Source organism: Actinomarinicola tropica (assembly GCF_009650215.1).
GTDB lineage: Bacteria > Actinomycetota > Acidimicrobiia > Acidimicrobiales > SKKL01 > Actinomarinicola > Actinomarinicola tropica.
The window spans coordinates 650,528-673,603 of the sequence record NZ_CP045851.1 but is presented as its reverse complement, the minus strand read 5'-3'; the positions used below and the strand labels follow the sequence as shown (position 1 = coordinate 673,603).

The window sequence follows — 23,076 nt, the reverse complement described above, 5'->3', positions numbered from 1 at the left end:
GTTGGTGCGCCGACGGTACGACCGCGACGCATTCCCGTCAAGGAATGCGTCGCTGTCCCGGTCACGTGCCCACGAGGTCGGCGTACCGGGCCAGGTAGAGCGGCCAGCCGCCCTCGTCCGCGACGCCGTCGCGCACGCTCTCCCACCCCGGCCCGTGACGCTCGAGGTGGCGGTGCTCAAGCTCGACGAGCGTCCGGGTGGGCGTCTCCTCGGTGAAGCGGACCTCAACCTCGCTGGCGTTCGAGGTGTCCGCCTCCAGCTGCCAGGTCGGGCTGATGTCCCAGCTGAACACCAATCGGGCCGGCGGCTCGTAGGCCAGGATGCGGGCCCACCGGCACTCGCTGCCGTCTGCGGCACGGTCGTAGATGTGGCCGCCGACCTGAGGCTCGAACCGCGTCTCGACGATCTCCGCACCGAGCAGGTTGTGCTCGCGCGGCTTGAAGTCGCCGAACCGCTCGACGAACAGGTCGAAGGCCTGCGCCAGCGGTGCGTCGACGGTGACGGAGCGGCGGACGACCGCTTCGGTCGCGTTGGTCATGGTGTCTCCTCCGGTCGGTTCGCCACGTCCTCGTAGCCCGTGAGGGCACGGGCCCAGAACGTGTCGAGCTGGTCCCGGAGGGCGAGCAGGCCGGCCGCGTTGAGGCGGTAGATCCGCCGGGTGCCGGCGGACTCCTCCTCGACCAGGCCCGCGTCCTTCAGGACCCTCAGGTGCTGGGACACGGCCGGGCGACTGATCGGCAGCGATGCGGCGAGCTCGCCGACCGCATGTGGCCGCTCGGCCAGCCGCAGGACGATCGCCCGTCGGCTTCCGTCGCCGAGCGTCGCCCATCCGCTCTCGCTTTCGTTCGTGTCCACGAACGGTAAGTTACGACGAACCGATGAGGGGGTCAACCCCCGCCGTCACCGACAGCCGGCACGATCCGGATGTCGCGGACCGCGCCGTCGCCGAGCACGGCGAGCGCCGCCTGGTACTCGGCGCTCTCGTAGGCCTCCACGGCCCGCTCGACGCTCGGGAACTCGATCACCGTCGTGCGCTCCATCGGCGCCTCCTCGAAGACCGCGGCGGGCATGCCACGGGCGAGGAACCGCCCGCCGTAGGTCTCCATCACCGACCCCGCCGCCTCGGCGTAGGCCGCGAGCCGGGCCGGATCCCGGACCTCGCGGAACGTGTTCACCCAGTACGCGGCTGGCATCGCCGACTCCTCCCCACTCGTCGGTAACCGGATGATCGCGGATCGGCGGGGGCGGCGCCGGAGCTCAGCGCTCGGCGGGGGCGTAGGTGGCGAACGTCGCCGGGCCCTCGACGGCGTAGGTGTGGACCGCGAGGCCGGCATCGGTGCGCTCGAGGTCGAGGAGGCGCAGACCCCGGGCGCTGTCGGCCTCGGTCAGGAGCCGGCGCCCGTCGCCGACGATGACCGGCGCGACGACGAGTCGCAGCTCGTCCACGAGACCGGCGCGGAGGAGGGCGCGGCCGAGCGTGGTGCTGCCGTGGACCTGGACCTCGGCGCCGGGCGCGGCGGTGATCTCGGCGACGGCGGCCTCGACGTCGCCCTGGTGGAGGGTTGCAGGACCCCAGGTGAGATCGGCGTCGGTCAGGTTGGAGGACACGACGTGCTTCGGGCGGCCGTTGAGGCTGGCGGCCACCGGGTCGTCGAGGTCGGGCATGTGTGGCCACGCGTCGGCGAACGCCGTGTAGGTCCGGCGACCGAACAGGTAGGCGTCCGCGGACTCGGCCCACCGGCGGACGATGGGGAGGAACGTCTCGTCGACGTAGGGCGCGAACCAACCACCGCGCGAGAAGCCGTGGCTGGTGTCCTCGTCGGGGCTGCCCGGCCCCTGGGTGACGCCGTCGAGGGAGCAGAACTGCATGAGCACGAGGCGCACGGGCGCCTCCTTTCCGTGTCGGGGCCCGCTATCATACAACAATATGGTTGTATCAGACACCCTCGACCGTCGGCTCCGCGCGCTGTCGGACCCCACCCGGCGCGACATCGTCGCCCGCACGCTCCACCGCGACCACGCCGTGTCCGACCTCGCCGCCGCCTATCCGATGAGCTTCGCCGCCGTGCAGCGGCACGTCGCGGTGCTGGAGGACGCGGGCCTGGTCACCAAGCGTGCGGTCCACCGGCACCGCTACGTGCGCGCCCGGGCCGAGGCGCTCGACGAGGTCGAGGCCGACCTCCTCGCCCTGCGCGACGTGTGGCGCGGCAGGGTGGAGCGCATGCACGACGTGCTCAGCGACGCCAGCGCGCCCGAGGACGACAGGGCGCACGAGGACGAGGAGGACGCCCGATGAGCCGGGACGTCGAGGCGACCGTCGACCACGACCGGCGCACCGCCACCATCACCACCACGTTCGACCACCCGCCGGAGGCGGTGTGGCGGCTCTGGTCGGACCCCGCCGCGGTCGCCCGGTGGTGGGGGCCTCCGGGGCTCCCGATGACCGTCGACCACCACGACCTCCGTCCGGGCGGCACCGTCGAGGTGACGGTCGACGCCCCCGGCGGGACGATCCGCGGCCGGTGGGACGTCATCGCGGTCGAGCCTCCTCGGGCGCTGCGCTTCACCTTCAGCAGCGACGGGCTCGAGCCGACCGAGGTCGACGTGCGGATCGTCCCCGAGGTGGACGGCAGCACGCAGATGGTCGTCACGGCTGGCTTCACCTCCGAGGCGACCTTCGCCCACGCGTTGGCGATCGGCTTCGTCGAGGGCCTCAGCCGCTCGGTCGCCGCGGCGCACGACGCGCTCTGAGCATCGGACCGGCCCCGGGTCAGGCGTCGGCGAGGCGCTCCGGGAAGCCGCCGGTGGCGATGGGACCCCACCGCTCGATCGTGAGGCGCAGCAGGCTCTTGCCCTGGTCGACCATCGCCGTCCGGTACTCGTCCCAGTCGGGGTGCTCGCCCGCGATCGAGCGGTAGTACTCGACGAGCGGCTCGAGCGCGTCGGGCAGGTCGAGAACCTCGAAGCTGCCCCACAGCTGCACCCACTCGCCGTTCCAGTCGTCGGACAGGACGAGCGCGGAGCCGGCCGGGTCCCGACGGGCGTTGTGCGCCTTCGCTCGCTCCGGGTAGGTCGAGACGACGAGGCGACCCTCGCCGTCGACGCCGGCGCTGACCGGCGACGCCTGCGAGGTGCCGTCGCGGCGCGTGGTCATGAGGATCACGCGGTGGCGGCTGCGGACGAACTCGAGGAGCTCGTCTCGGTCGACGGTGCGGTTGGTCGCGATCTTGCGGGCCACGTGCGCACGGTCCCACATCGGCCGTGCGCCCGCCAGGCCCGTGTGACTACCGCGGGTAGGCGACGACCTCGGTGGCCTTCACGCTCACCCACAGCTCGGATCCCTCGGCCAGCGCCAGGTCCGCGGCCGACGCCGGGGTGATCTCGGCGACGAGCCCGACCGGCAGGGCGGCGTGGACCCGCACCCTGTCGCCGAGGCGGTCGAGGTGGGCGACGGTCGTCCGCCACCGGTTGCGGGGGCTGCCCTCGGGTTCGCGGCGGTGGAGGGCGACGGCCGCCGGGGCGATCGTGGCGAAGACCGGCCCCCGGGGTGCCTCGGCCAGGGCGACGACCAGCCCCCGGTCGGTCGTGAGCGACGTCCCGTCGGCGGTGCCGACGAGCAGGTTGGTGCCGATGAGGTCGGCGACGTAGCGGGAGCGGGGCTCGGACGTGACCTCGCCGATCGGGCCGCGCTGGGCGACGCGACCGGCCTCGAGCACGACGACCTCGTCGGCGAGCGCCAGGGCGTCGACCGGGTCGTGGGTGACCAGGATCGCCGGTCCGGCGAACTCGGCGAGGTGGCGCCGCAGGTCCCGCCGCACCTCGATCCGGGTCGCGGCGTCGAGCGCGGCCAGCGGCTCGTCGAGCAGCAGCGCGTCGGGCTCGGTGGCCAGCGCCCGGGCGAGGGCGACCCGCTGGGCCTGACCACCCGACAGCTCCGTCGGGGGCGACGAGGCCACCGATCCCACCCCCAAGCGGTCGAGGAGCTCGCGGGCCCCGTCGCGCGCGGCCGCCCTCCGGACGCCCCGGCTCCGCAGGCCGAACGCCACGTTGTCGAGGGCCGACAGGTGCGGGAACAGGAGGTGGTCCTGGTGGACGACGCCGATCGCGCGGTGCTCCGGCCGGACGAACGTGGTCGGCGGGGCGTCGAGGACGCGACCGCCGAGCGAGATGGTGCCGCGGTCGATGGCGAGGCTGCCGGCGATGCAGCGCAGCAACGTGCTCTTGCCCGCTCCGTTGGGGCCGAGCACCGCGGTGACCGCCCCGCCGGCGGCGCCGAGCGCGACGGCGAGGTCGAAGGTCCCGAGGTCGACCGCGATGTCGAGGTGGAGGTTCATGCGCGCGTCCACCACCGGTCGCGGAGGGACACGAGCACGAGGAGCGAGATCGCGAGGAGGACGACGCTGAGCGCGAGCGCCGCGTCCCGGTCGGACTCGAGGGCGAGGTAGACGGCCAGTGGCAGGGTGCGCGTCCGCCCGGCGACGTTCCCCGCGAAGGTGATCGTGGCGCCGAACTCGCCGAGCGCCCGCGCCCACGCCAGCACCGCCCCGGCCGCGACGGACGGCGCGATCAGCGGCAGCGTGACGCGGCGGAACACCAGGGCCCGCCCCGCGCCGAGCCCCGCGGCCGCGTCCTCGTAGCGCGGGTCCAACCCCCGCAGCGCTCCTTCGACGGTGAGGACGAAGAAGGGCATCGCCACGAAGGTCTGGGCGAGCACGGTGCCCGCCGTCGAGAACGTGAGCTGGAGGCCGAACGTGTCGTGGAGCCAGCCGCCGAGCGGGCTGCGGAGGCTGAACGCCGAGAGGAGGGCGACGCCCCCCACCACCGGCGGGAGCACCATCGGCAGCAGCACGAGCGCTCGCACCACGGAACGACCCGGGAGCTCGGTGCGGGCGAGCAGCCACGCGAGCGGCGTCCCGATGCAGAGGACGAGCCCGACGGCGGCCGACGAGGACACGAGCGACAGGCGGAGCGCCTGGCGCGCCTCGTCGGTGGTCAGGTCCGCCCACAGCCCTCCCCAGTCGACACGTTGGAGGAGCCCGACGAGGGGGATGGCGAAGAACGCGACGCCGACCAGACCGGCCGCCACCACGAGCGCGGGAGGGCGGGGTCGAGCCCGGTTCACGGTGCGGGGAGGAAGCCGAGCTCGTCGAGCACGCGCTGGCCGTCGGCTCCGAGGACGTGCGCCACGAAGGCGTCGGCCAGCTCGGCGTCCGCGGTGGCCGCGACGACGCCGATCGGGTAGCCGGCGACGACGTTGCGGTCCTCGGGGATCGCGACGGTGTCGACGGCGTCGCCGGCCCGCACCGCGTCGCTCGCGTAGACGATCCCGGCGACCGCATCGCCGTCGGACACCGCCGTGAGCGTCGCGGTGACGTTCTGACCCCGGGTGACCTGGCTCTCGGGGAGCGCGACGCCCGCCCGGTCGAGGGCCTGGCCGGCGTAGCGACCGCACGGGACGTCCGACCCGCAGAGGGCCACGACGCCCACGCCGACCAGGTCCCCCAGGCCACGGATGCCCTCGGGGTTGCCCGGTGCGGTCACGACGACCAGCTCGTTGCCCGCGAACACCTCGACGTCGCGGACCAGCCCGTCGCGGCGGAGCCGGTCCAGGTCGGAGGGGTCGGCCGAGGCGTAGACGTCGGCGGGTGCGCCCTCGACGATCTGCGCCGCGAGGGTCGACGACGAGTCGAACGTGAAGGTGACCTCCACGCCGGGGTGGGCGGCTTCGAAGTCCTCCCCGATGCGGGTGAACGCGTCGCTGAGCGAGGCCGCGGCCGCCACGGTCAGCGTCCCGCGCCCTTCCTCGTCGGCATCGTCGCCGCTGCACGACGCGAGGGTGAGCAGGACGAGCGAGAGCACGAACGCCCGCGTCACCGGTCCGGCACCTCGACGACCACGGTCGTCGCCTTGACCGCGGCGACGGCCAGATCTCCCTCCTCGAGGTCGAGCTCGTCGGCGGCGTCACGGGTCATGAGCGACACGATCCGGTGGCGACCGGACTGGATCTCGACGACGGCGCTCAGGGTGTCGCGCTCGACACGGGTGACGACGCCGGTGAACCGGTTGCGCGCCGACTGGGCGGGGAGGCCGTCGGCCTCGAATGCCGCGGCCCGACCTCGGAGGTACCGGGCGAGGCCGGGGCCGGACACGAGCCGGTGACCGCCCTCCGTGCGCACGGTGGGGAGCCGCCCGTCGTCGCACCAGCGACGGACGGTGTCGACGCTGACGCCGAGGAGGTCGGCGACCTGGCCCGGTCGGTAGGCGGAGCTCACCCGGGCAGCCCACCACAGGAGACTGGTACTTGTCGACATCTGGCTGGCTACTGCCTCGCATCTGCGAGGTTCGCCGGCTCGACGGACGTCGCAGCGGGGACCCGACACGGCTCCTCCGCCGGCGGTCCCTACGCTCTCCTCCGCCCGGGTGACACCCCGACCACCGGGCGAGGAGGCGCGACGGTGCTGGATTCCCTGGCCGACTGGGCCGCCGACGTGGTCGACGCCCTGGGCTACGTGGGGGTCGCGGTCCTCGTCGCGGTCGAGAACGTCTTCCCGCCCATCCCCTCGGAGGTGGTGCTCGGCCTCGCCGGGTACGCCGCGGCGCGGGGCGACGCGTGGGTCGTGGGCATGGTCGTGGCCGCGACCATCGGCTCGGTCGTCGGTGCGCTGATCCTCTACGGCCTCTCGGCCGCCATCGGTCCGATCCGACTGCGGGCCATCGTCATCCGCTACGGGTCGTGGATCGGCTTCGGCGAGGAGGACCTCGATCGGGCCGAGCAGTGGTTCGACCGCCGCTCGCGCACCGCGGTGCTCGTCTGTCGCTGCATCCCGCTGCTGCGCTCGATCATCTCGGTGCCCGCGGGGTTCCGCCGGATGCCCCTCGGCGTGTTCACACTCCTCACGCTGGTGGGCAGCCTGGTGTGGAACACCGTGCTCGTCGCGGCCGGGTTCGCGCTGGGCGACCGCTGGGAGCGCATCCTCGACGTGACCGAGCCGTTCCAGGACGTCGTCGTCGTGGGCCTCGCCCTGGCGGCGGTGGGGCTCGTCGTGCGTTCGCTCGTCCGGTCGCGCCGCCAGCGCGCCGCCGAGGAGGCGGCGCACCCGGGCTACGCCGAGGCGACGCTCGAGGAGCTGGTCGAGGAGCTCGAGGACGAGGCCGACCGAAATAGTTGAAGCCTCAACGATGTTGAACGGGGTGAGCACCCACGCAGAGGAGCCCGTCATGTCCTTCTCCCCCGTCCGGCTGAACCACGCCGTGCTGTTCGTCGCCGACCTCGCCCGCAGCGAGCGCTTCTACCGCGACGTGTTCGGCATGGAGGTCATCGCCCGCGAACCCCGCGCCAACGCCGCCTTCCTGCGGTTGCCCCGCTCCGGCAACCACCACGACCTCGGCTTGTTCGGCATCGGCACCGGTACCGGGCCACGGCGGCGTGGCATCGGCCTGTACCACCTGGCCTGGCAGCTCGACACGATCGACGAGCTCGTCGCGGCGCGGGAGTCGCTGCTCGCGAGCGGCGCCTACACCGGCGAGTCGAGCCATGGTGCGACCAAGAGCATCTACGGCGCCGACCCCGACGGCAACGAGTTCGAGGTCATGTGGATGCTGCCCCGGGAGGCCTGGGGCGAGCACGAGCACGCCGCCCCGATCGAGCACCTCGACCTGGCGGGCGACGTCCGTCGGTGGTCGGGCGTGCGCACCGCCGGCGTCGTCGTCCCCGAGGAGGCCGCCGCCCGTCAGTGACCGCGCTGGCCGGTCACCTTGTGCGGCACGACATGGGTGGCCCAGCGCACGGTGCCCGGCGGCTCGACGTCGACGTGGGCGCCCCGGTACTTCTCGGCGACCTTCCGCTCCAGCTCCAGCGCCGGATCCTCGACGAGCGGACCGATGCGGCCCCGCAGCTCGACGTACCAGGTCGGATCGGACGGATCGATCACGACCACCGAGATGCGGGGATCGCGCCGCAGGTTGCGCAGCTTCTGGCGACCCTCGACGAGGCTGAACCGGAGCTGCCCGTCCTCCCACAGGAACCACAGCGGCGTGGTCTGCGGCTCGCCGCCCGCACCCAGCGTCGAGACGAGTGCCACCGCGTCCGACTCCAGGAGGGGCCGGAGGTCCTCGGGCACCTCCGCGAGGTGGTCGCTCTCGGGTGCTGTCGTCATGGGCATGACCTCCGCGGCGTCGTCCGGCGGAGGGTCCAACCCCCACCGACCGCCAGCTGTTCCGTCACCGGCCCTCGACCACCTCGACGGTGCCGCGCGTGCCGTCGAGCCGGACCCACGCGCCATCCGGCACGAGCTCGGTCGCACGGTCCACCCCGACGATGGCGGGCAGCCCGTACTCGCGCGCCACGACCGCCCCGTGGGTCATCAGGCCGCCCACCTCGGTGACCAACCCACCGGCCGACACGAACAGCGGCGACCAGGACGGATCGGTGAAGCGGGTGACGAGGACGTCGCCGGGCTCCACGATGCCGTCCCCGATGTCGAGGAGGACCCGGGCCCTCCCCTCGACGACGCCGGCCGAGACGCCGAGGCCCAGGAGCGCGTCGGCGGGGGCGTCGGTGCGCCGGTGGGACCCGTGGAGCGCCTCGCCGTCGGAGGTGAGGACGCGCGGCGGGGACAGCGTCCGGTGGCCAGCATGGGCCTCCCGCCGGCCGGCGATGACGTCGCGGTCGACGCCACCGGTGCGGAGGGCCTCCTCGAGCTCGTCGAAGGTCAGGAGCCAGGCGTCGTCCCGCGCCGCGAGCGCGCCGTCGCCGACCAGGCGGTCGACCTCCCGCAGCAAGGCGTCCCGGTAGAGGGCGTAGCGGCTCACCATCCCGAACTTGGGGTACTCCCGGTAGCCGGTGAACGTGCGCACCAGCCGGATCCTCGCCTCGGTCTCGGCCGCCTTGACCTCCCCGTCGGGGAGGCCCCGGACCCGCGCGAGGAGGTCGCGCTCCGCGCGTGCCGCCTCCTCGAGCCCCTCGGCCCACCGACGCGCCGACTCACCCGGGGCGAAGGCCGCGACGTGGCCGAGGATCAGCGGGGCCAGCGCGCCTGGCGTCTCGCGCCAGCGCGGGCGGGTGATGTCGATCTCGCCGACGCAGCGCACGCCGTACTCCTCCAGCCAGGACCGCAGCGCCCCGCTCGCCTCGCGGCCACCGGGGACCTCGGCGAGCGCATCGAGGACCTCCTCCCCCTCGTCGCCCCGCAGGGCGCCCAGCAACGCGACCACCGCGGGGTGGGGGCGCACCGCATCGGCGACGTCGAGGAGCGCCAGACCCATGTCGGCGGTGACGTTGTGGGGGACGGAGCGCGTGAGGGCGTCGACGGCGCTTCGCACTCCGAGCCACTCCTCCATGCGATCGTTCAACCACCACGCCGCTTCCATGGCAGCCATCACCACGGCGCTGCTGTCCGGGGCGAAGAGCAGGGCGCGCAGCTCGTCGAGGTCCCGGCGGATGCACGCGCACACCTCGGGCCCGGACAGGGCGGCGATGTCGACGCGCAGCTGATCGACCGAGGCCCGGTTGCGAGCGATCAGCTCCGGCACGACGGCCGGGTCCGGGTCGGGCGGCGTCGGCGGACCGGACGGGAGGGGCGGCCCGCCCGGAGCCTGCTCGGGCGGCGAACCGAGCTCGTCGCGCTCGAGCACGGCCTCCAGCGCGTCGCGGAGCAGCGGATCGGACCGACCGAACATCTCGAGCATCGGCGCCCGCGTCGCGGGTGACGCCAGCTGCGGCGTCACGTCGACGAAGAGCCGGCTGCCGGCGACCTCCATCGGCCGGGGTGTCGTCATCCGCCAGACCGACAACCCGAACGGCGTCATGGCGTCGGTCATCATCTGCTGGTGCCCCACCGACACGTAGACGTGGAACCCGTCGTCACCGGTCTCGGGCACGGGGAAGAGGGTCGTGATCGGGCGGGACTGCACGATCCACAGGCCGTCGTCGTCCAGGCACCACTCGACGTCCTGAGGACCGCCCGCGTGGGCCTCGATGCGTCGACCCGCCCGCTCCAGCTCGTCGAGCTCGGCGTCGGTCAGCAGTGCGGCGCCGGACGGACGGGCGCCCACGACACCGGCGCGCATCGTCCACGCCTGCGGCGCGACGCGGCCGGAGACCAAGGCGTCGCCGAGCCCCTCCACCGCCTCCACGCGGCACGTGCGGCGGTGGCCCGACAGGGGGTCGGCGGTGAACAGCACGCCGGACACCCGGGCGTCGACCATCCGCTGCACGACGACGGCCATCGTGACGCCGAGCTCGTCGACGTCGTGGTTCCTCCGGTAGGCGACGGCGCGCGCCGTCCCGAGCGACGACCAGCAGGCGGCCACGCGGTCGGCGACCGACGCAGCCTCGACCCCGAGGAACGTGTCGTGCTGGCCGGCGAACGACGCCGACGGCTGGTCCTCCGAGGTGGCGCTCGACCGGACGGCGAACCTCGTCGCCGTGCCCCCGAGCCGGTTCAGCGCAGCCGCCAGCTCGTCGGCCACCTCGGGCGGGACGACGGGTTGCCCGCGGTCTGATCCTGCGACCGCTCGACGAAACGCAGCGGTCGTCACGCAGACGCCGTCGGGGACGCGCACCCCCTCGATCCGCCGCAGCTCCCCGAGCTGGGCCCCCTTCCCGCCGACCAGGGCCACGTCCTCCCGGCCCACCTCGTCGAGCGCCACCACGCCGCGCTGGTCCCCCATCGCCTCTCCTCACCTCACCGGCCCGGACCGGACGGCCCAGGAGGACGGTCATCCTCAGCACGGGTCGGCCGCTTGCGGCAAGCCCCCCTCGGCGTGGGACGATGGACCCTGGCGGGGCGGCGGCGACCCGGTGCGGCGTGACGGTTGTCTCACGATGTGAAACGCGCCACGATGGGCTCCATGGCTGAGCTCACCGTCGAGCTGCCGGTCGACCACCCCGGGGTGCACGACCAGGAGTACCTCCGACGCCGCGCCCGCATCGCCGAGGTCGGTGCCCGCCACCAGGCCGGCGAGCCCATCCCCAACGTGCACTACAGCCGCGAGGAGGACGACGTCTGGGCCACCGTGTCGACCGAGCTCGCCGAGCTGCACCAGCGGTACGCGTGCGAGGAGGTGCGGCAGGGCATCGCTCGTCTGGGGCTGCCCACCGAGCGCGTCCCGCAGCTGCGCGAGGTCGACGCCCGGCTCCACGAGCTGACCGGCTTCCGCATCCGACCCGTCCCCGGCCTCGTGCCCACGCGGCAGTTCTACGGCGCCCTCGCCGAGCGGACGTTCCTGTCGACGCAGTACATCCGCCACCACTCGGTGCCCTTCTACACGCCCGAGCCCGACATCGTGCACGAGATCATCGGGCACGCCACGATGCTGGCGTCCCCCCACCTCGCCGACCTCTACGAGGCCGCCGGGCACGCCTCGCTGCGGGCCACGTCCGACGAGGCCCTCGACTTCTTCAGCCGCGTCTTCTGGTTCACGCTCGAGTTCGGCGTCGTCCACGAGGGCGGCGGCGTGCGCGCCTACGGCGCCGGCCTCCTGTCCTCCTACGGCGAGATCCAGGTGTTCGACCAGGCGGAGATCCGACCGTGGGACCTCCGTGCCATGGGCACCACCTCCTACGACATCACGCAGTACCAGCCGCTCCTCTTCGCCGCGCCGAGCACCGACCGGATGGTCGACGAGCTCGGAGCGTTCTTCGACGAGTTCGACGACGACACCCACCGGAGGTTGACCGCATGACCACCCTCGAGGAGGCACCCCGTTCCGAGGTCCCCGCCGCCCACCTGCGGGGCTGGGACTGCATCGAGTGGTGGGTCGGCAACGCGCGCAGCACCGCGGGCTTCCTGATGTCGGCGTTCGGGTTCCGCTGCACCGGCTACGCGGGCCCGGAGTCCGGTGTGGCCGACAAGGTCAGCTACGTGCTCGAGCAGGGCGACATCCGCTTCGTCGTGTCGGGCGCCCTCGACGCCGGCTCCCCCATCGCCGACCACGTGCGTCGCCACGGCGACGGCGTGCACGACCTCGCCTGGATCGTCGACGACGTCGACGCCACCTTCGCCGCGGCGGTGACCCGGGGCGCACGCGCGGTGCGCGAGCCCTGGGAGGAGCAGGACGAGCTCGGCACGCTCCGCCTGGCCCAGATCGCCACCTACGGCGAGACCGTGCACACCTTCGTCGACCGTGGGCGCTACGGCGACGGCAGCGGCATGCGGCGCCTCGAGCCCGGCTTCCACGACGACCGCCTCCCGCCGGCACCGGTCGGGCCCGAGGTCGGCCTCACGGCCGTCGACCACGTGGTCGGCAACGTCGAGAAGGGCTCGCTCGACACCTGGGTCGACTTCTACGGCAAGGTCCTCGGCTTCGAGCAGCTGGTCCACTTCGACGACGACCAGATCGCCACCGAGTACTCGGCGCTGATGTCGACCGTCGTGTGGGACGGGTCGAAGATCGTCATGCCGATCAACGAGCCGGCCGACGGGCTGAAGAAGAGCCAGATCCAGGAGTACCTCGAGTGCTACGACGGCCCGGGCGTGCAGCACATCGCGATGCGCACCGACGACATCGTCGGCACCGTCGACGCACTGCGCCAGCGGGGCGTGCGGTTCATGGAGGTGCCCGACACCTACTACGCCGAGGCGAAGGAGCGGCTGGCCGGGCACGACCTGCCGTGGGACGACCTCCAGCGGCTGAGCATCCTCGCCGACCGCGACCACGACGGCTACCTGCTCCAGATCTTCACCGAGACGGTCACCGACCGGCCCGCGGTGTTCTTCGAGATCATCGAGCGCCACGGGGCCAAGGGGTTCGGCGAGGGCAACTTCAAGGCCCTGTTCGAGGCGATCGAGCGCGACCAGGCCCGTCGCGGGCACCTCTGACCGGCGAGGCCGGCGTGCGCCACGCCTACGGGATCGTCGGCGACGACCCCACGGGCGCGCCGCACCTCGCGGCGCGCGTCGACGATCGTGCGGTCGACCTCCGCGGGGTGCCCGGCGTGCCCGACCACGTCGCGCGCGCGACGACGCTCGACCCGCTGCTCGCCCTCGGCCGCCACGGCTGGGACGACGTGCACGGCGCCGTCCACGAGCACCTCGCCCACCAGCCGCCAGCCGTGCCGGTCGACCGGCTCGCGGTGGAGCTCCCCGTGGTGCCGGGCGACTACGTCGACTTCTACGCGTCGGAGCACCACGCGACCAACCTGGGGCGCATCCTCCGACCGGGCGAGGAGCCACTGCCCGCAGCGTGGCGGCACCTGCCGATCGGCTACCACGGCCGTGCGGGATCGATCGTCGTGTCCGGCACGCCGATCACCCGGCCGGTGGGCCTCGTCGGACCGGGCGCCCGTCGGCCGAGCGAGCGGCTGGACCTCGAACTGGAGCTGGGCTTCGTGGTCGGCACCGCCGTCCCGATGGGTCAGGTCGTCGCTCCCGACGACGCCGACGACCACGTGTTCGGCGTCGTGCTGGTCAACGACTGGTCGGCGCGGGACATCCAGTCCTTCGAGTACCGGCCGCTCGGTCCCTTCGCGGGGAAGAGCTTCGCCACGTCGATCGCCGGCTGGGTCACACCGCTCGCGGCGCTCCCCCGCTGCGCCGGCGTCGTCCAGGACCCACCGCCCGACCCCGTGCTGCGCGCCGAGGGCGACGGGGCGCTCGACCTCGAGCTCGCCTGGTCGCTCAACGGCACGCCGATCGGTCGGGCCGGCACCCGCCACCTGTGGTGGACGTTCGCCCAGATGCTCTGCCACCTCACGGCCAACGGCGCCGGGCTGCGACGGGGCGACCTGTTCGCGTCGGGCACGGTCTCGGGGCCCGACCCGGGCCAGGAGGGCTCGCTCATCGAAGCGGCCCGCGCCGGGGAGCAGCCGATCACCCTGGCCGACGGCTCGACCCGCACCTGGCTCGAGGACGGCGACGTCGTCGAGCTCACCGGCTGCTGGCGCTCAGCCGACGGTGGCGGGTCGCTCGCCCCCGTCACCGGCACGATCGTCCCCGCACCGGAGGTCCGCTGATGCCCCACTACCGCGCCGTCGGCACCATCCCCCGCAAGCGCCACACCAAGGCCCGCGCCGACGACGGGAGCGTGCTGTTCGAGGAGCTGATCGGCACCGAAGGCTTCTCGCGCGAGTCAGCGCTGCTGTACCACCGCTGCTCGCCGTCGGCGATCCTCGGCGTCGAGCCGGTCGATCTCCCCGACCCGGCCGCCGACGACGGCATCGGGCCGCGCCACCTCCGCACCGGCGACCTCGCTCCCGGACCCGACCTCGTCACCGGACGGCACCGCCTGGCCGGCAACGCCGACGTCACCCTGGCGTTCGTGCGCAGCGCTGACCCGTCGCCGCTGCACCGCTCGGTCGTGGGCGACGAGCTCGTCTACGTGCACGACGGCACGGCACGCCTGGAGTCGGTGTTCGGCGCGCTCGACGTGGGAGCCGGCGACTACGTCGTCGTGCCGGCCGGGGTCACGCACCGCTGGGTGCCCGACGGCGAGGTCGCCGCCCTGGTCCTCGAGTCGAGCGGGCACGTGCGGATCCCCGACAAGTACCTCTCCCCCCACGGGCAGCTCCTGGAGGGTGCTCCGTTCAGCGAGCGGGACCTGCGGGCACCGACCGAGCCGCTCCACTCCGACGGCACGGAGGTCCCGGTGCTCGTCCGCACCCGCTCCGGGTGGCTGCGCTACATCCACGCGACCCACCCGTTCGACGTCGTCGGGTGGGACGGCTGCGTCTACCCCCACGCCCTGAGCATTCACGAGTTCGAGCCGATCGTCGGTCGCATCCACCAGCCGCCCCCCGTGCACCAGACCTGGGCCCTACCCGGCGCGGTCGTGTGCTCGTTCGTGCCCCGCCCCTACGACTTCGACCCCGACGCGGTGCGGGTGCCGTACCACCACCACAACGTCGACAGCGACGAGGTGCTCTTCTACGCCGAGGGCGACTTCATGAGCCGGTCCGGGTCGGGCATCGGTCGGGGCTCGATCTCGTTGCACCCGGCGGGCTTCACGCACGGGCCGCAGCCCGGCTCGTCGGACAAGGCCGACGCGGCTGACGGCACGAACGAGGTCGCGGTCATGCTCGACACGTTCCGCCCGCTGCAGGTCTACGCCGCTGCGGCCGCCGTCGAGGACGAGGCCTACTGGGGCTCCTGGTCGGGGCGCTGAGTCCTGCGGCGCAGCCCCGTCTGCCCCGACCCGCACCTACGAACCCGCCGGCCCCGTGCTCCACGGACAGATGTAGGACGGCCGGCACCCTCGCCGCGTCGAGGCGGGGGTGCCGGCCGGCCGCGTCACTCCGCCTGCGTCGCGACGGTCTCGGGCTCGCCGACGGTCACGGTGCCGGTCGGCGTGCCCCCACCACCGCCACCGAACCCGCCACCGATCCATCCGCCGCCGCCGCCTCCGCCGTAGCCGCCACCGCCGCCACCCGAGGACGCCGGCGGCTCGTCACGGATCGGCTCGACTGGTCCGACCTCGACGTGCCCGGTCGGCACCTCGGCCTCCTCGAACGGGGTCGTGCCACCGACGCGGACGCCGAGGTAGTAGAGGTCGGCGAGGGTGAGGCAGGGCGAGCTCCCCACCATCGGGCCGTGGATCGCCGCGCAGCTGAAACGCATGTGGTTCAGGAACTCGCGGTCGCACGCCAGACGACCCGACGACCCGGCACCGTGCGGCTTGATCCCGTAGCAGTGGTCGTGCAGCCGGCACGCCTCGTTGAAGTCGAAGCCGGCCCCGCTGTCGGGCACCCACTCGGTGCCCGCCGATCCGCAGCGGTCCACCGGTTGGGCGTCGGCCGGCGAGGCACCGATCACGGCGGTCGATCCGAGCACGGCGACGAGGGCCAGCAGCCCTCCGGTGAGCCGAGCGCGCAGACGTCCGGTTCGTGGCATCCATCTTCCTCCTGTGTCGTGGCACCCGCGCCGGACACCGATCGTGCCCGACGCCACACCCTGGGTGCGGTCCCTCCTCCGACGTCGACACGGAGGCTCCGGTTCCCGGCCACGAGGTTCGCCACCCCAGCACCTCTCCGATGGGTCATACGGTGGTGCCCCGTGAACCGCCGCGCCGTCGCCCGCACCCTCGCCGCCGCCGCGCTCTTCGGCGCATCAGCGCCCGCCGCGTCTCGACTCGCAGGTGACATGGCCTCGCTCGTGCTCGCGGGCCTCCTCTACTTGGGAGCAGCGCTCGCTGTCGCACCAGCGGTCGCTCGGCGGCCACCGACGCTGGCCGACCTACGGGCGGGGTGGCGGCCGCTCGCCGTCGCAGTCGTGGCCGGCGGTGCGGTCGGGCCGGCACTCCTGGTCGCCGGTCTGGCGCGCGTCGACGCCGCGACTGCGTCGATCCTGCTGAACCTCGAGTTGGTGGCCACCGTCGCCCTCGCCGCCACCGTCTTCCGCGAGCACCTCGGAGGTCGGGTCATCGTCGGCGCGGGTCTCGTCGCCGCCGGCGGCGCAGTGCTCGTGTGGGAGCCCGGGGCCGAGTGGAGCACTGGGGCGCTCCTGATCGCCGCCGCGTGCGTGGCCTGGGGCGTCGACAACGGGGTCACCGCCCAGCTGGACGAGCTCTCGCCCGAGACCGTCGTGGCCGCCAAGGGTCTGGTCGCCGGAGGCGCCAACCTGGCGCTCGGCATGGTGTTCGCCGGAGACGCAGGCACCGGGCTCGGCGTCGGACCGGTGATCGCTGCGCTGCTCATCGGGGCCACCGGCTACGGCCTGTCGATCACGCTGTGGGTGAAGGGGGCACGCGATCTCGGCGCGTCGCGCGGGCAGGTCATCTTCGCTACAGCGCCCTTCATCGGTGCGCTGATCTCGTGGTCTGCGCTCTCGACACCCGTCACGGCAGCCCAGGTGGCCGCCGCCCTCCTCGCAGCCATCGGCGTGGGGCTCTCACTGCGGTCCGACCACGACCACGTCCACGACCACATGGCGCAGGTGCACGAGCACGAGCACACGCACCCCGACGAGCACCACGCACACGACCATGGGCCTGCATTCGTCGGCCGCCACAGCCACCGGCACGCCCACGAGCCGTTCCGCCATCGCCACCCCCACGTGCCCGACCTCCACCACCACCACACCCACGACCGGTCCTGACCGCCGGCGGGCGTCGCTGGGCAACATCGCCATCGTCGTGGTGAGCCTCCTGCTCCTCGGTGGCGGCATCGTTCTCGACCGCAGTCAGGCGACCGTGGGCGACACGTCGTTCATGCGGGCGATGATCCCCCACCACTCCCTGGCCATCACTCGCTCCGAGCGCTTCGGGAACGACGACGTGCGGGTCTGCGAGCTCGCGGTCGCGATCAGCGAGGCCCAGCGCCGGGAGATCATGGAGATGGACTGGCTGATCGAGGACATCGAGGAGAACGGGGCGGCGACGACCCCGGAGGAGGCCGAGGCACGGCCGGTGCCGCAGTACGAGGTGTCCGCCGAGCGCGAGTGCCCGGGCGGCTGACGGCCGGGCGGGCGCGGCTAGGTTCGACGACGATGACTGACCCACCGTACGTGCCGCGGCGACGCGGGCGCCGCGCTGCTGCGTCGGCGCTCGTGCTGGCGGCCCTCGTCCTCGGCGCCTGCGCCGGCGACGACGACGCGGCCGGTGGCTCGGCGGAGGCGTCGACCGGCGCCGAGCTGTACGAGGAGTCGTGCGCGTCGTGCCACGGCAGCGACCTGCGCGGGACCGACGCCGGCCCCTCCCATCTCTCCCAGGTGTACGCGCCCGACCACCACCCCGATGCGTCGTTCCGCGCCGCCATCACCCAGGGCTCCCGCGCTCACCACTGGAACTTCGGTGACATGCCGCCGGTCGAGGGGTTGGACGAGGAGGAGATCGACCAGATCATCGCCTACGTGCGCGAACAGCAGGTGCTCCACGGGTTCGAGCCGTACCCGCCGTCCTGAATCGAGGCGGGTCGCTCGGGGAGCGGCGAAGCTCAGCCGCTCGAGCGCGTCCTCGGGGGAGTACGGCTCCCAGGTCGGCGAGCATCCCTTCGACGCCGGCAGTCTGCCCACCGGACCCCGCGCCCACCGAGGGCCCGGCGGTGCCGACCTACGAGACGACGGACCGCTCCTCCATCAGCCAGCACGTTCCGCAGCCACTCGGTCTGATCGCCGTGCGGCAAGGCGACGAGGAACCCTCCCTCGACCGGGATCGGGTCGACCGGCGTGCGGTGGGCCCGCCCGGTGACCCGGCCTCGGTGCTCGATGGCGCCGGCGCGGCCCGGCTCGCCGGCGTGGCGTCACCCCTGGGCGATCGGCCTCACCGACTCCCGTACGGCCCCTGGGCCCGCCACCCTCCGTCACCACGACGCGGTGCTCGGCTGCCTGCGCGCCGCGGGCTTCTCCGTCGAGATGACCGCCCACGCCATCTCCCTCATCGACAGCTACCTCTACGGGTTCGCCGTCCAGGAGCGCAGCCTGCCCTTCACCACCGGCGAGGAGGCCGCGCAGGTGGCCGACGCCATCCTCGGTGAGGCCGAGGCGTATCCGCACCTGGCGGAGCTGGCGACCGAGCACGTGCTGTCGGGCAGCTACGACTACGGCGAGGAGTTCGCCTACGGGTTGGACCTGGTCCTCGACGCTCTCGAGCGCCGGCTCGAGCGATGAACGGCCCTCCTCGCCGCGTCGGTCGGCCGCGGGGTCGCCGAGACCCGCCCGTAGCCTGAGCGGGTGACCACCACGACCTCTTGGCCGTTCGCCGCCGACGCGACCTTCGCCGACCAGCTCGACGGGCTCTACGTGCCGTGGGAACCGGACCAGGTCCCGGCGCCGCGGCTGCTGGCGCTCAACGAGGACCTGGCCACCGAGCTCAGGCTCGACCCGACGTCGCTGTTGGAGCGGGAGGGCGTCGATGTTCTCGTCGGCAACGCGATCCCCGCCGGGGCCGTCCCCGTCGCCCAGGCCTACGCCGGCCACCAGTTCGGCGGCTACTCGCCGCGACTCGGCGACGGCCGGGCGGTGCTGCTCGGCGAGGTCATCGACCGCGAGGGTCGCCGGCGCGACCTGCACCTGAAGGGCTCGGGACGCACCCCGTTCGCCCGAGGTGGCGACGGCAAGGCCGCGGTGGGACCGATGCTGCGGGAGCTGGTGATGGGAGAGGCGATGCACCGCCTCGGCATCCCCACCACCCGGGCGCTCGCGGTCGTGGCCACCGGCGAGCAGGTGGCGCGGGAGACGGCGCTGCCCGGCGCCGTGCTGTGCCGGGTCGCCGCGAGCCACCTGCGCGTGGGCACCTTCCAGTTCGCCGCGGCCACCGGCGACGAGGCGCTCCTCCGGCGCCTCCTCACCTACGCCATCGAGCGGCACCACCCCCACGCCGCCGACACCGACCGGCCGGCCCTCGCCCTGTTCGAGGCGGTCGTCGCCGTGCAGGCGTCCCTCGTGGCGCGCTGGATGGCCGTCGGGTTCATCCACGGGGTGATGAACACCGACAACACGACGATCTCCGGCGAGACGATCGACTACGGCCCCTGCGCGTTCATGGAGGCCCACGACCCCGCCACGGTCTTCAGCTCGATCGACCACGGCGGGCGCTACGCCTACGGCAACCAGCCGGCGATCACGGCGTGGAACCTCGCCCGGCTCGCCGAGACGCTCCTCCCGCTCATCGACGACGACCAGGACACCGCCGTCGCGGCCGCCACCGCCGCCCTCGAGGGCTTCGCCGAGCGCTTCCGCGCCGAGCACCGGTCCCTGATGCGGGCCAAGCTCGGCCTCGACGCCGCCGACGCATCCGTCGACGACGACGCGGTGGACGAGCTCGCTGCCGAGCTGGTCGCCCTGATGCAGGAGCACCGAGCGGACCACACGTCGGCGTTCCGTTCTCTGTCGGACGCGGCGCGGGGCGACGTGGCGAGGACGCTCGCGCTGCTCGACGAGGCGCCCGAGGCCCAGCAGTGGCTCGACCGGTGGAGCGCCCACCTCGGCGACGACCGCGCGTCCGTCGGCGCGGCGATGGACGCGACCAACCCCGTCTACATCCCACGGAACCACCTGGTCGAGGAGGCGCTCGACGCCGCCACGTCCGGCGACCTCGCCCCCACCGGCCAGCTCCTGGCCGTGCTCGCCGACCCCTTCACGGCGCGGCCGGGCCTCGAGCGCTACGCCGAGCCCGCCCCTGACGACTTCGGTCCCTACCGCACCTTCTGCGGCACCTGACTGCGCCGGCTGACCGGCCTCACGCGCCGGGCAGCTCGATGAGATCCCGATCCAGGTCAGCGATCGTCCCGGCGCCGAGCAGGCTCATCGTGCGCACGACGTCGTCGCGGAACCACCCGAGCAGGCGGTCGACCCCGCGCTCGCCCGCGGCGCCGAGCGCGTAGAGGTATGCCCGACCCGCCATCGCGGCGTTCGCCCCAGCGGCGACGGCCTTGACGATGTCGCTCCCCCGCCGAACCCCGCCGTCGCAGATGACGGTGACGTCGTCCCCCACGGCGTCACGGACCGGAGCGACGAGCGGGAAGGTCGCCGGCGCGCCGTCGAGCTGGCGACCGCCGTGGTTCGACAGGCACACGACATCGACGCCGCGCTCGGCGGCGAGGGCGGCGTCGTCGACCGTCTGCACGCCCTTGAGCACGATGGGGCCGTCCCAGATCGACCGCAGCCAGTCGACGTCGTCCCACGACAGGGCGGGATCGAACTGGGTGTTGATGTAGTCCGAGAGCGTGACCGGCGACGCGCCGTCTCCCACGTCACGACCGACGACGTTGGCGAACCGGATCGGCTCGGATCTGAGGAAGGCCAGCGTCCAGGCGGGGTGCAGGGCGCCGTCGAGGATCGTGCCCGGCCCGATCGCCGGCGGGAGCGAGAACCCGCGGCGGACGTCGCGCTCGCGGCGGCCGAGAACCGCGGTGTCGACGGTGAGCACCAGCGCCTCGTACCGGGCGTCGGCCGCACGCCGGACCATCTCGGCGACCAGGCCGCGGTCCCGCCACGCGTACACCTGGAACCAGAGCCGACCCGCGCTGACCGCACGGACCTCCTCGATCGAGCGAGTGCTGAGCGTCGACAGGGTGTAGGGCAGGCCGGCCCTCGCCGCGGCGCGAGCCACAGCCAGCTCACCCTCCGGGTCGGCGATGCGCGTGAAGCCCGTCGGCGCGAGCACCAACGGGTAGGCGACCGGGCCGCCCAGCAGTGTCCCCGTCGGGTCGACCGCGTCGAGTCCGCGCAGCACGCGGGGCCGGAAGGTCGTCGCCGCGAAGGCACCCGAGTTGGCGGCGAGCGTGCGCTCGTCCTCCGCGGCGCCGTCGATGTAGTCGAAGACGCCGCCCGGCAGGCGTCGACGGGCGATCCGACGCAGGTCGGCCACCGACGCCGCACGACGCAACCGACGCTCGATCGGATCGGACTCGATGCGGTCGAGCCGCACCACCGACCGCAGCGTGCGCAGCACGTCGATCATCTCTGGGCCTCCCTCCACCGCCACGGCGCCGGCGCGGTGCCGGGCGGCTCCCACTCTCCCACCTCGTGCGTGCCGTTGATCGTCCGTCGTTCGGGGAAAGGTCACGGGAACAGACCGACAGAGGGAGCGGCAGATGGCCAGGTTCGATGGACGCGTGGCGTTGGTGACCGGCGGGGCGAGCGGGATCGGCAAGGCGACAGCGTCGCGCCTCGCCGCCGAAGGAGCTTCGGTGGTCGTCGCCGACGTCCAGGACGACGCCGGCGCGCAGGTCGTCGCCGACATCGAGGGTTCGGAGGGCGCCGCCATGTTCGTGCACCTCGACGTCACCGACGAGTCCGGGTGGGCCGCCGCTGTCGACGCCGTGCTCGAGCGGTTCGGGCGGCTGGACGTCCTCGTCAACAACGCCGGCATCGGCGACACCGAGCCACTCGAGGTCACGACGACGGCGACGTGGGACAAGGTCGTCGCCGTCACCCAGACGAGCGTCTTCCTCGGCATGAAGGCGGCGGCCGAGGCGCTCAAGGCGAGCGGGAACGGGTCGGTCGTCAACATCAGCTCGATGTACGGGATCGTCGGCTCCGGGGTGAGCCCCGCGTACCACGCGGCCAAGGGCGCGGTGCGGCTGCTCACCAAGACGACTGCGCTCGGATGGGCCAAGGAGGGCGTGCGCGTCAACTCCGTGCACCCGGGCTACATCGACACGCCGATCCTCGGCGACACCGACCGCGACATGTTGGTCGGCGCCACGCCGATGGGGCGCCTCGGCCAGCCCGAGGAGATCGCGGCGATGATCGCCTTCCTCGCGAGCGACGAGGCCAGCTTCGTCACCGGCGCGGAGATGGTCGTCGACGGTGGCTACACCGCCGGCTGATCCGCCCCGGGACCGCTGTCAGCTGTCGGCGAAGAGAGGGAGGTCGAGCGGCGCCCGGCTGCTGCGCTTGAGCTCGGAGAACTCCGGGACGTCGACGAAGACACGCAGGGCGTCGTAGAACGCGAGGGACGTCTCGTCGTCGGGCACGCTGCTGATGACCGGACCGAACAGCGAGCTCCCGTGGGGCGGGTCGTAGGTGATGATCGGCGTGCCGACGTCGGAGCCGGCCCGACGGAACGCCTCGTCGCTCTCGGCGACGAGGACGGCGTCGTAGGACTCGTCGTCCGCCGCTGCGATCAGGTCCGCGGGCAGGCCCAGGTCGGCGAGGATCTTCTCCGGGTCGGTCCGCTCCGCGGCGGCGGCCAGTCGCTCCACGAGGTCGCCCTCCTCGGTGGTGTACCAGTAGCGCTCACCCCACGCCTGGTAGAGGTCGCCGACCGCCTCGTTCCCCAGCCGCTCCCTCGCCGCGACGCAGATCCGGTGGTAGCGACGGCTGCGGCGATGGCCCTCCCGCATCCGCTCGGGCAGGTCGCGCTCACGGTTGATGTGCGCCAGCGAGATGAAGCGCCAGCCGACGGAGATGCCCCGCAGCTCGACGACGCGCCGGATCCAGACCGAGGTCTGCCAGGCGAACGGGCAGCCCGGATCGAAGAAGAACTCGATGTCGTGGGGTCCGCCGTCCAGCTCGGTCAGCTCGGAGCTCTGGTCGCGGTCGTCGGTCTCTGCGGTGGTCACGGTTGCTCTCCTGTCGGCGTGCTCCCTCCTCCCTATCCCCGCCGAGCGCGCGTTCCTCACCACCACGAGTGACATCCGTCGGCCTGGCCGACCGGCGGCGGCCTCGTCCGCCCGGCAGACGTCGGGGCTAGGTTCGC

Annotated in this window: 27 protein-coding genes and 2 pseudogenes; 14 read left to right on the top strand and 15 right to left on the bottom strand. The window is 73.3% G+C overall.

The genetic code is table 11. From position 1 onward, the window contains the following. Nucleotides 1–61: 61 nt before the first annotated feature. The 4 genes from GH723_RS03425 to GH723_RS03410 form a co-directional block, all read right to left on the bottom strand. A complete protein-coding gene (locus tag GH723_RS03425; RefSeq protein WP_153758332.1) occupies nucleotides 62–538 on the bottom strand; it encodes an SRPBCC family protein in 477 nt (158 codons plus the stop codon). Next, complete coding sequence (locus GH723_RS03420) at nucleotides 535–855, bottom strand: ArsR/SmtB family transcription factor (protein ID WP_153758331.1); 321 nt, start codon at nucleotides 853–855, stop codon at nucleotides 535–537. Before GH723_RS03420 ends, GH723_RS03425 begins: the two co-directional genes overlap by 4 nt. 32 nt (nucleotides 856–887) lie before the next feature. Beyond that, the gene (locus tag GH723_RS03415) at nucleotides 888–1,193 is read right to left on the bottom strand and encodes a DUF1330 domain-containing protein (protein WP_153758330.1); all 306 of its coding nucleotides are present in this window, start codon (nucleotides 1,191–1,193) and stop codon (nucleotides 888–890) included. 64 nt (nucleotides 1,194–1,257) lie between these two features. Beyond that, entirely contained in the window at nucleotides 1,258–1,884 is a 627-nt protein-coding gene (locus tag GH723_RS03410; protein WP_153758329.1) for a dihydrofolate reductase family protein, read from the bottom strand. Nucleotides 1,885–1,927: 43 nt separating this feature from the next. Between GH723_RS03410 and GH723_RS03405 the strand changes: the two genes are divergently transcribed. Both GH723_RS03405 and GH723_RS03400 read left to right on the top strand, forming a co-directional pair. Further along, on the top strand, nucleotides 1,928–2,296 hold the full coding sequence (locus GH723_RS03405) for an ArsR/SmtB family transcription factor (RefSeq protein ID WP_153758328.1): 369 nt from the start codon (nucleotides 1,928–1,930) through the stop codon (nucleotides 2,294–2,296). After that, a complete protein-coding gene (locus tag GH723_RS03400) occupies nucleotides 2,293–2,751 on the top strand; it encodes an SRPBCC family protein (RefSeq protein ID WP_153758327.1) in 459 nt (152 codons plus the stop codon). Before GH723_RS03405 ends, GH723_RS03400 begins: the two co-directional genes overlap by 4 nt. 19 nt (nucleotides 2,752–2,770) lie before the next feature. Here GH723_RS03400 and GH723_RS03395 read toward each other — a convergent pair whose 3' ends face one another. From GH723_RS03395 to GH723_RS03375, 6 genes and pseudogenes are all read right to left on the bottom strand, one after another. Continuing rightward, complete coding sequence (locus tag GH723_RS03395) at nucleotides 2,771–3,238, bottom strand: PPOX class F420-dependent oxidoreductase (protein WP_153758326.1); 468 nt, start codon at nucleotides 3,236–3,238, stop codon at nucleotides 2,771–2,773. A 46-nt stretch (nucleotides 3,239–3,284) separates the two neighbouring features. Beyond that, nucleotides 3,285–3,422: a TOBE domain-containing protein gene (locus GH723_RS19205; RefSeq protein ID WP_407650261.1), complete on the bottom strand. Its 138-nt coding sequence runs from the start codon at nucleotides 3,420–3,422 to the stop codon at nucleotides 3,285–3,287. A gap of 483 nt (nucleotides 3,423–3,905) precedes the next feature. Beyond that, a pseudogene (locus GH723_RS19200) lies at nucleotides 3,906–4,247 on the bottom strand (ATP-binding cassette domain-containing protein); the annotation flags it as partial. Between the two features lie 83 nt (nucleotides 4,248–4,330). Next, the gene (locus GH723_RS03385) at nucleotides 4,331–5,122 is read right to left on the bottom strand and encodes an ABC transporter permease (RefSeq protein WP_153758324.1); all 792 of its coding nucleotides are present in this window, start codon (nucleotides 5,120–5,122) and stop codon (nucleotides 4,331–4,333) included. After that, nucleotides 5,119–5,874 carry a molybdate ABC transporter substrate-binding protein gene (modA, locus tag GH723_RS03380; RefSeq protein WP_195210502.1) on the bottom strand — a complete coding sequence of 252 codons (756 nt, stop codon included), beginning with the start codon at nucleotides 5,872–5,874 and terminating at the stop codon, nucleotides 5,119–5,121. Before modA ends, GH723_RS03385 begins: the two co-directional genes overlap by 4 nt. Continuing rightward, nucleotides 5,871–6,272, bottom strand: coding sequence for a TOBE domain-containing protein (locus GH723_RS03375; RefSeq protein ID WP_229023020.1), 402 nt, complete (start codon nucleotides 6,270–6,272; stop codon nucleotides 5,871–5,873). Before GH723_RS03375 ends, modA begins: the two co-directional genes overlap by 4 nt. A 183-nt stretch (nucleotides 6,273–6,455) precedes the next feature. On the opposite strand from GH723_RS03375, the gene GH723_RS03370 reads away from it, so the two are divergent. Beyond that, the gene (locus tag GH723_RS03370) at nucleotides 6,456–7,169 is read left to right on the top strand and encodes a DedA family protein (protein WP_195210501.1); all 714 of its coding nucleotides are present in this window, start codon (nucleotides 6,456–6,458) and stop codon (nucleotides 7,167–7,169) included. A gap of 49 nt (nucleotides 7,170–7,218) precedes the next feature. Continuing rightward, nucleotides 7,219–7,737, top strand: coding sequence for a VOC family protein (locus GH723_RS03365; RefSeq protein WP_153758321.1), 519 nt, complete (start codon nucleotides 7,219–7,221; stop codon nucleotides 7,735–7,737). Here GH723_RS03365 and GH723_RS03360 read toward each other — a convergent pair. Beyond that, nucleotides 7,731–8,156, bottom strand: a complete 426-nt coding sequence (locus GH723_RS03360) for a PPOX class F420-dependent oxidoreductase (protein ID WP_195210500.1) — start codon at nucleotides 8,154–8,156, stop codon at nucleotides 7,731–7,733. The genes GH723_RS03365 and GH723_RS03360 overlap by 7 nt on opposite strands. 64 nt (nucleotides 8,157–8,220) lie before the next feature. Next, nucleotides 8,221–10,671 (bottom strand): rifamycin-inactivating phosphotransferase, encoded by a 2,451-nt coding sequence (gene rph / locus GH723_RS03355; RefSeq protein ID WP_153758319.1) that lies wholly within the window; start codon nucleotides 10,669–10,671, stop codon nucleotides 8,221–8,223. Between the two features lie 180 nt (nucleotides 10,672–10,851). Between rph and GH723_RS03350 the strand changes: the two genes are divergently transcribed. From GH723_RS03350 to GH723_RS03335, 4 genes are read left to right on the top strand one after another with little or no spacing between them, the layout of a single operon-like run. Then, the gene (locus tag GH723_RS03350) at nucleotides 10,852–11,685 is read left to right on the top strand and encodes a phenylalanine 4-monooxygenase (RefSeq protein ID WP_229023018.1); all 834 of its coding nucleotides are present in this window, start codon (nucleotides 10,852–10,854) and stop codon (nucleotides 11,683–11,685) included. Then, nucleotides 11,682–12,821, top strand: a complete 1,140-nt coding sequence (gene hppD, locus GH723_RS03345; protein WP_153758317.1) for a 4-hydroxyphenylpyruvate dioxygenase — start codon at nucleotides 11,682–11,684, stop codon at nucleotides 12,819–12,821. The genes GH723_RS03350 and hppD overlap by 4 nt, the downstream gene beginning before the upstream one ends. A 14-nt stretch (nucleotides 12,822–12,835) precedes the next feature. Further along, nucleotides 12,836–13,954: a fumarylacetoacetate hydrolase family protein gene (locus GH723_RS03340; RefSeq protein ID WP_229023016.1), complete on the top strand. Its 1,119-nt coding sequence runs from the start codon at nucleotides 12,836–12,838 to the stop codon at nucleotides 13,952–13,954. Beyond that, the gene (locus tag GH723_RS03335) at nucleotides 13,954–15,102 is read left to right on the top strand and encodes a homogentisate 1,2-dioxygenase (protein WP_153758316.1); all 1,149 of its coding nucleotides are present in this window, start codon (nucleotides 13,954–13,956) and stop codon (nucleotides 15,100–15,102) included. Before GH723_RS03340 ends, GH723_RS03335 begins: the two co-directional genes overlap by 1 nt. A 125-nt stretch (nucleotides 15,103–15,227) precedes the next feature. Here the strand turns inward: GH723_RS03335 and GH723_RS03330 are convergent, their stop codons facing one another. Beyond that, complete coding sequence (locus GH723_RS03330; RefSeq protein WP_153758315.1) at nucleotides 15,228–15,827, bottom strand: phospholipase A2; 600 nt, start codon at nucleotides 15,825–15,827, stop codon at nucleotides 15,228–15,230. A 162-nt stretch (nucleotides 15,828–15,989) separates the two neighbouring features. Here GH723_RS03330 and GH723_RS03325 point away from each other — a divergent pair, with 162 nt between their 5' ends. From GH723_RS03325 to GH723_RS03305, 5 genes and pseudogenes are all read left to right on the top strand, one after another. Continuing rightward, nucleotides 15,990–17,030, top strand: a complete 1,041-nt coding sequence (locus tag GH723_RS03325) for a DMT family transporter (RefSeq protein WP_195210499.1) — start codon at nucleotides 15,990–15,992, stop codon at nucleotides 17,028–17,030. A gap of 40 nt (nucleotides 17,031–17,070) precedes the next feature. Next, a complete protein-coding gene (locus tag GH723_RS03320) occupies nucleotides 17,071–17,388 on the top strand; it encodes a DUF305 domain-containing protein (RefSeq protein WP_229023015.1) in 318 nt (105 codons plus the stop codon). A gap of 32 nt (nucleotides 17,389–17,420) precedes the next feature. Then, entirely contained in the window at nucleotides 17,421–17,834 is a 414-nt protein-coding gene (locus GH723_RS03315; protein ID WP_153758312.1) for a c-type cytochrome, read from the top strand. A 336-nt stretch (nucleotides 17,835–18,170) separates the two neighbouring features. Then, nucleotides 18,171–18,539, top strand: a pseudogene (locus GH723_RS03310) (TetR/AcrR family transcriptional regulator C-terminal domain-containing protein); the annotation flags it as partial. Nucleotides 18,540–18,602: 63 nt separating this feature from the next. Further along, nucleotides 18,603–20,090: a protein adenylyltransferase SelO gene (locus GH723_RS03305; RefSeq protein WP_153758311.1), complete on the top strand. Its 1,488-nt coding sequence runs from the start codon at nucleotides 18,603–18,605 to the stop codon at nucleotides 20,088–20,090. A gap of 19 nt (nucleotides 20,091–20,109) precedes the next feature. Here GH723_RS03305 and GH723_RS03300 read toward each other — a convergent pair whose 3' ends face one another. After that, nucleotides 20,110–21,333 (bottom strand): alpha-hydroxy acid oxidase, encoded by a 1,224-nt coding sequence (locus GH723_RS03300; protein ID WP_195210624.1) that lies wholly within the window; start codon nucleotides 21,331–21,333, stop codon nucleotides 20,110–20,112. A gap of 133 nt (nucleotides 21,334–21,466) precedes the next feature. On the opposite strand from GH723_RS03300, the gene GH723_RS03295 reads away from it, so the two are divergent. Further along, nucleotides 21,467–22,204 (top strand): SDR family NAD(P)-dependent oxidoreductase, encoded by a 738-nt coding sequence (locus GH723_RS03295; RefSeq protein ID WP_153758310.1) that lies wholly within the window; start codon nucleotides 21,467–21,469, stop codon nucleotides 22,202–22,204. Nucleotides 22,205–22,222: 18 nt separating this feature from the next. Here GH723_RS03295 and GH723_RS03290 read toward each other — a convergent pair whose 3' ends face one another. Continuing rightward, the gene (locus GH723_RS03290) at nucleotides 22,223–22,939 is read right to left on the bottom strand and encodes a mycothiol-dependent nitroreductase Rv2466c family protein (protein WP_153758309.1); all 717 of its coding nucleotides are present in this window, start codon (nucleotides 22,937–22,939) and stop codon (nucleotides 22,223–22,225) included. Nucleotides 22,940–23,076 lie beyond the last annotated feature (137 nt).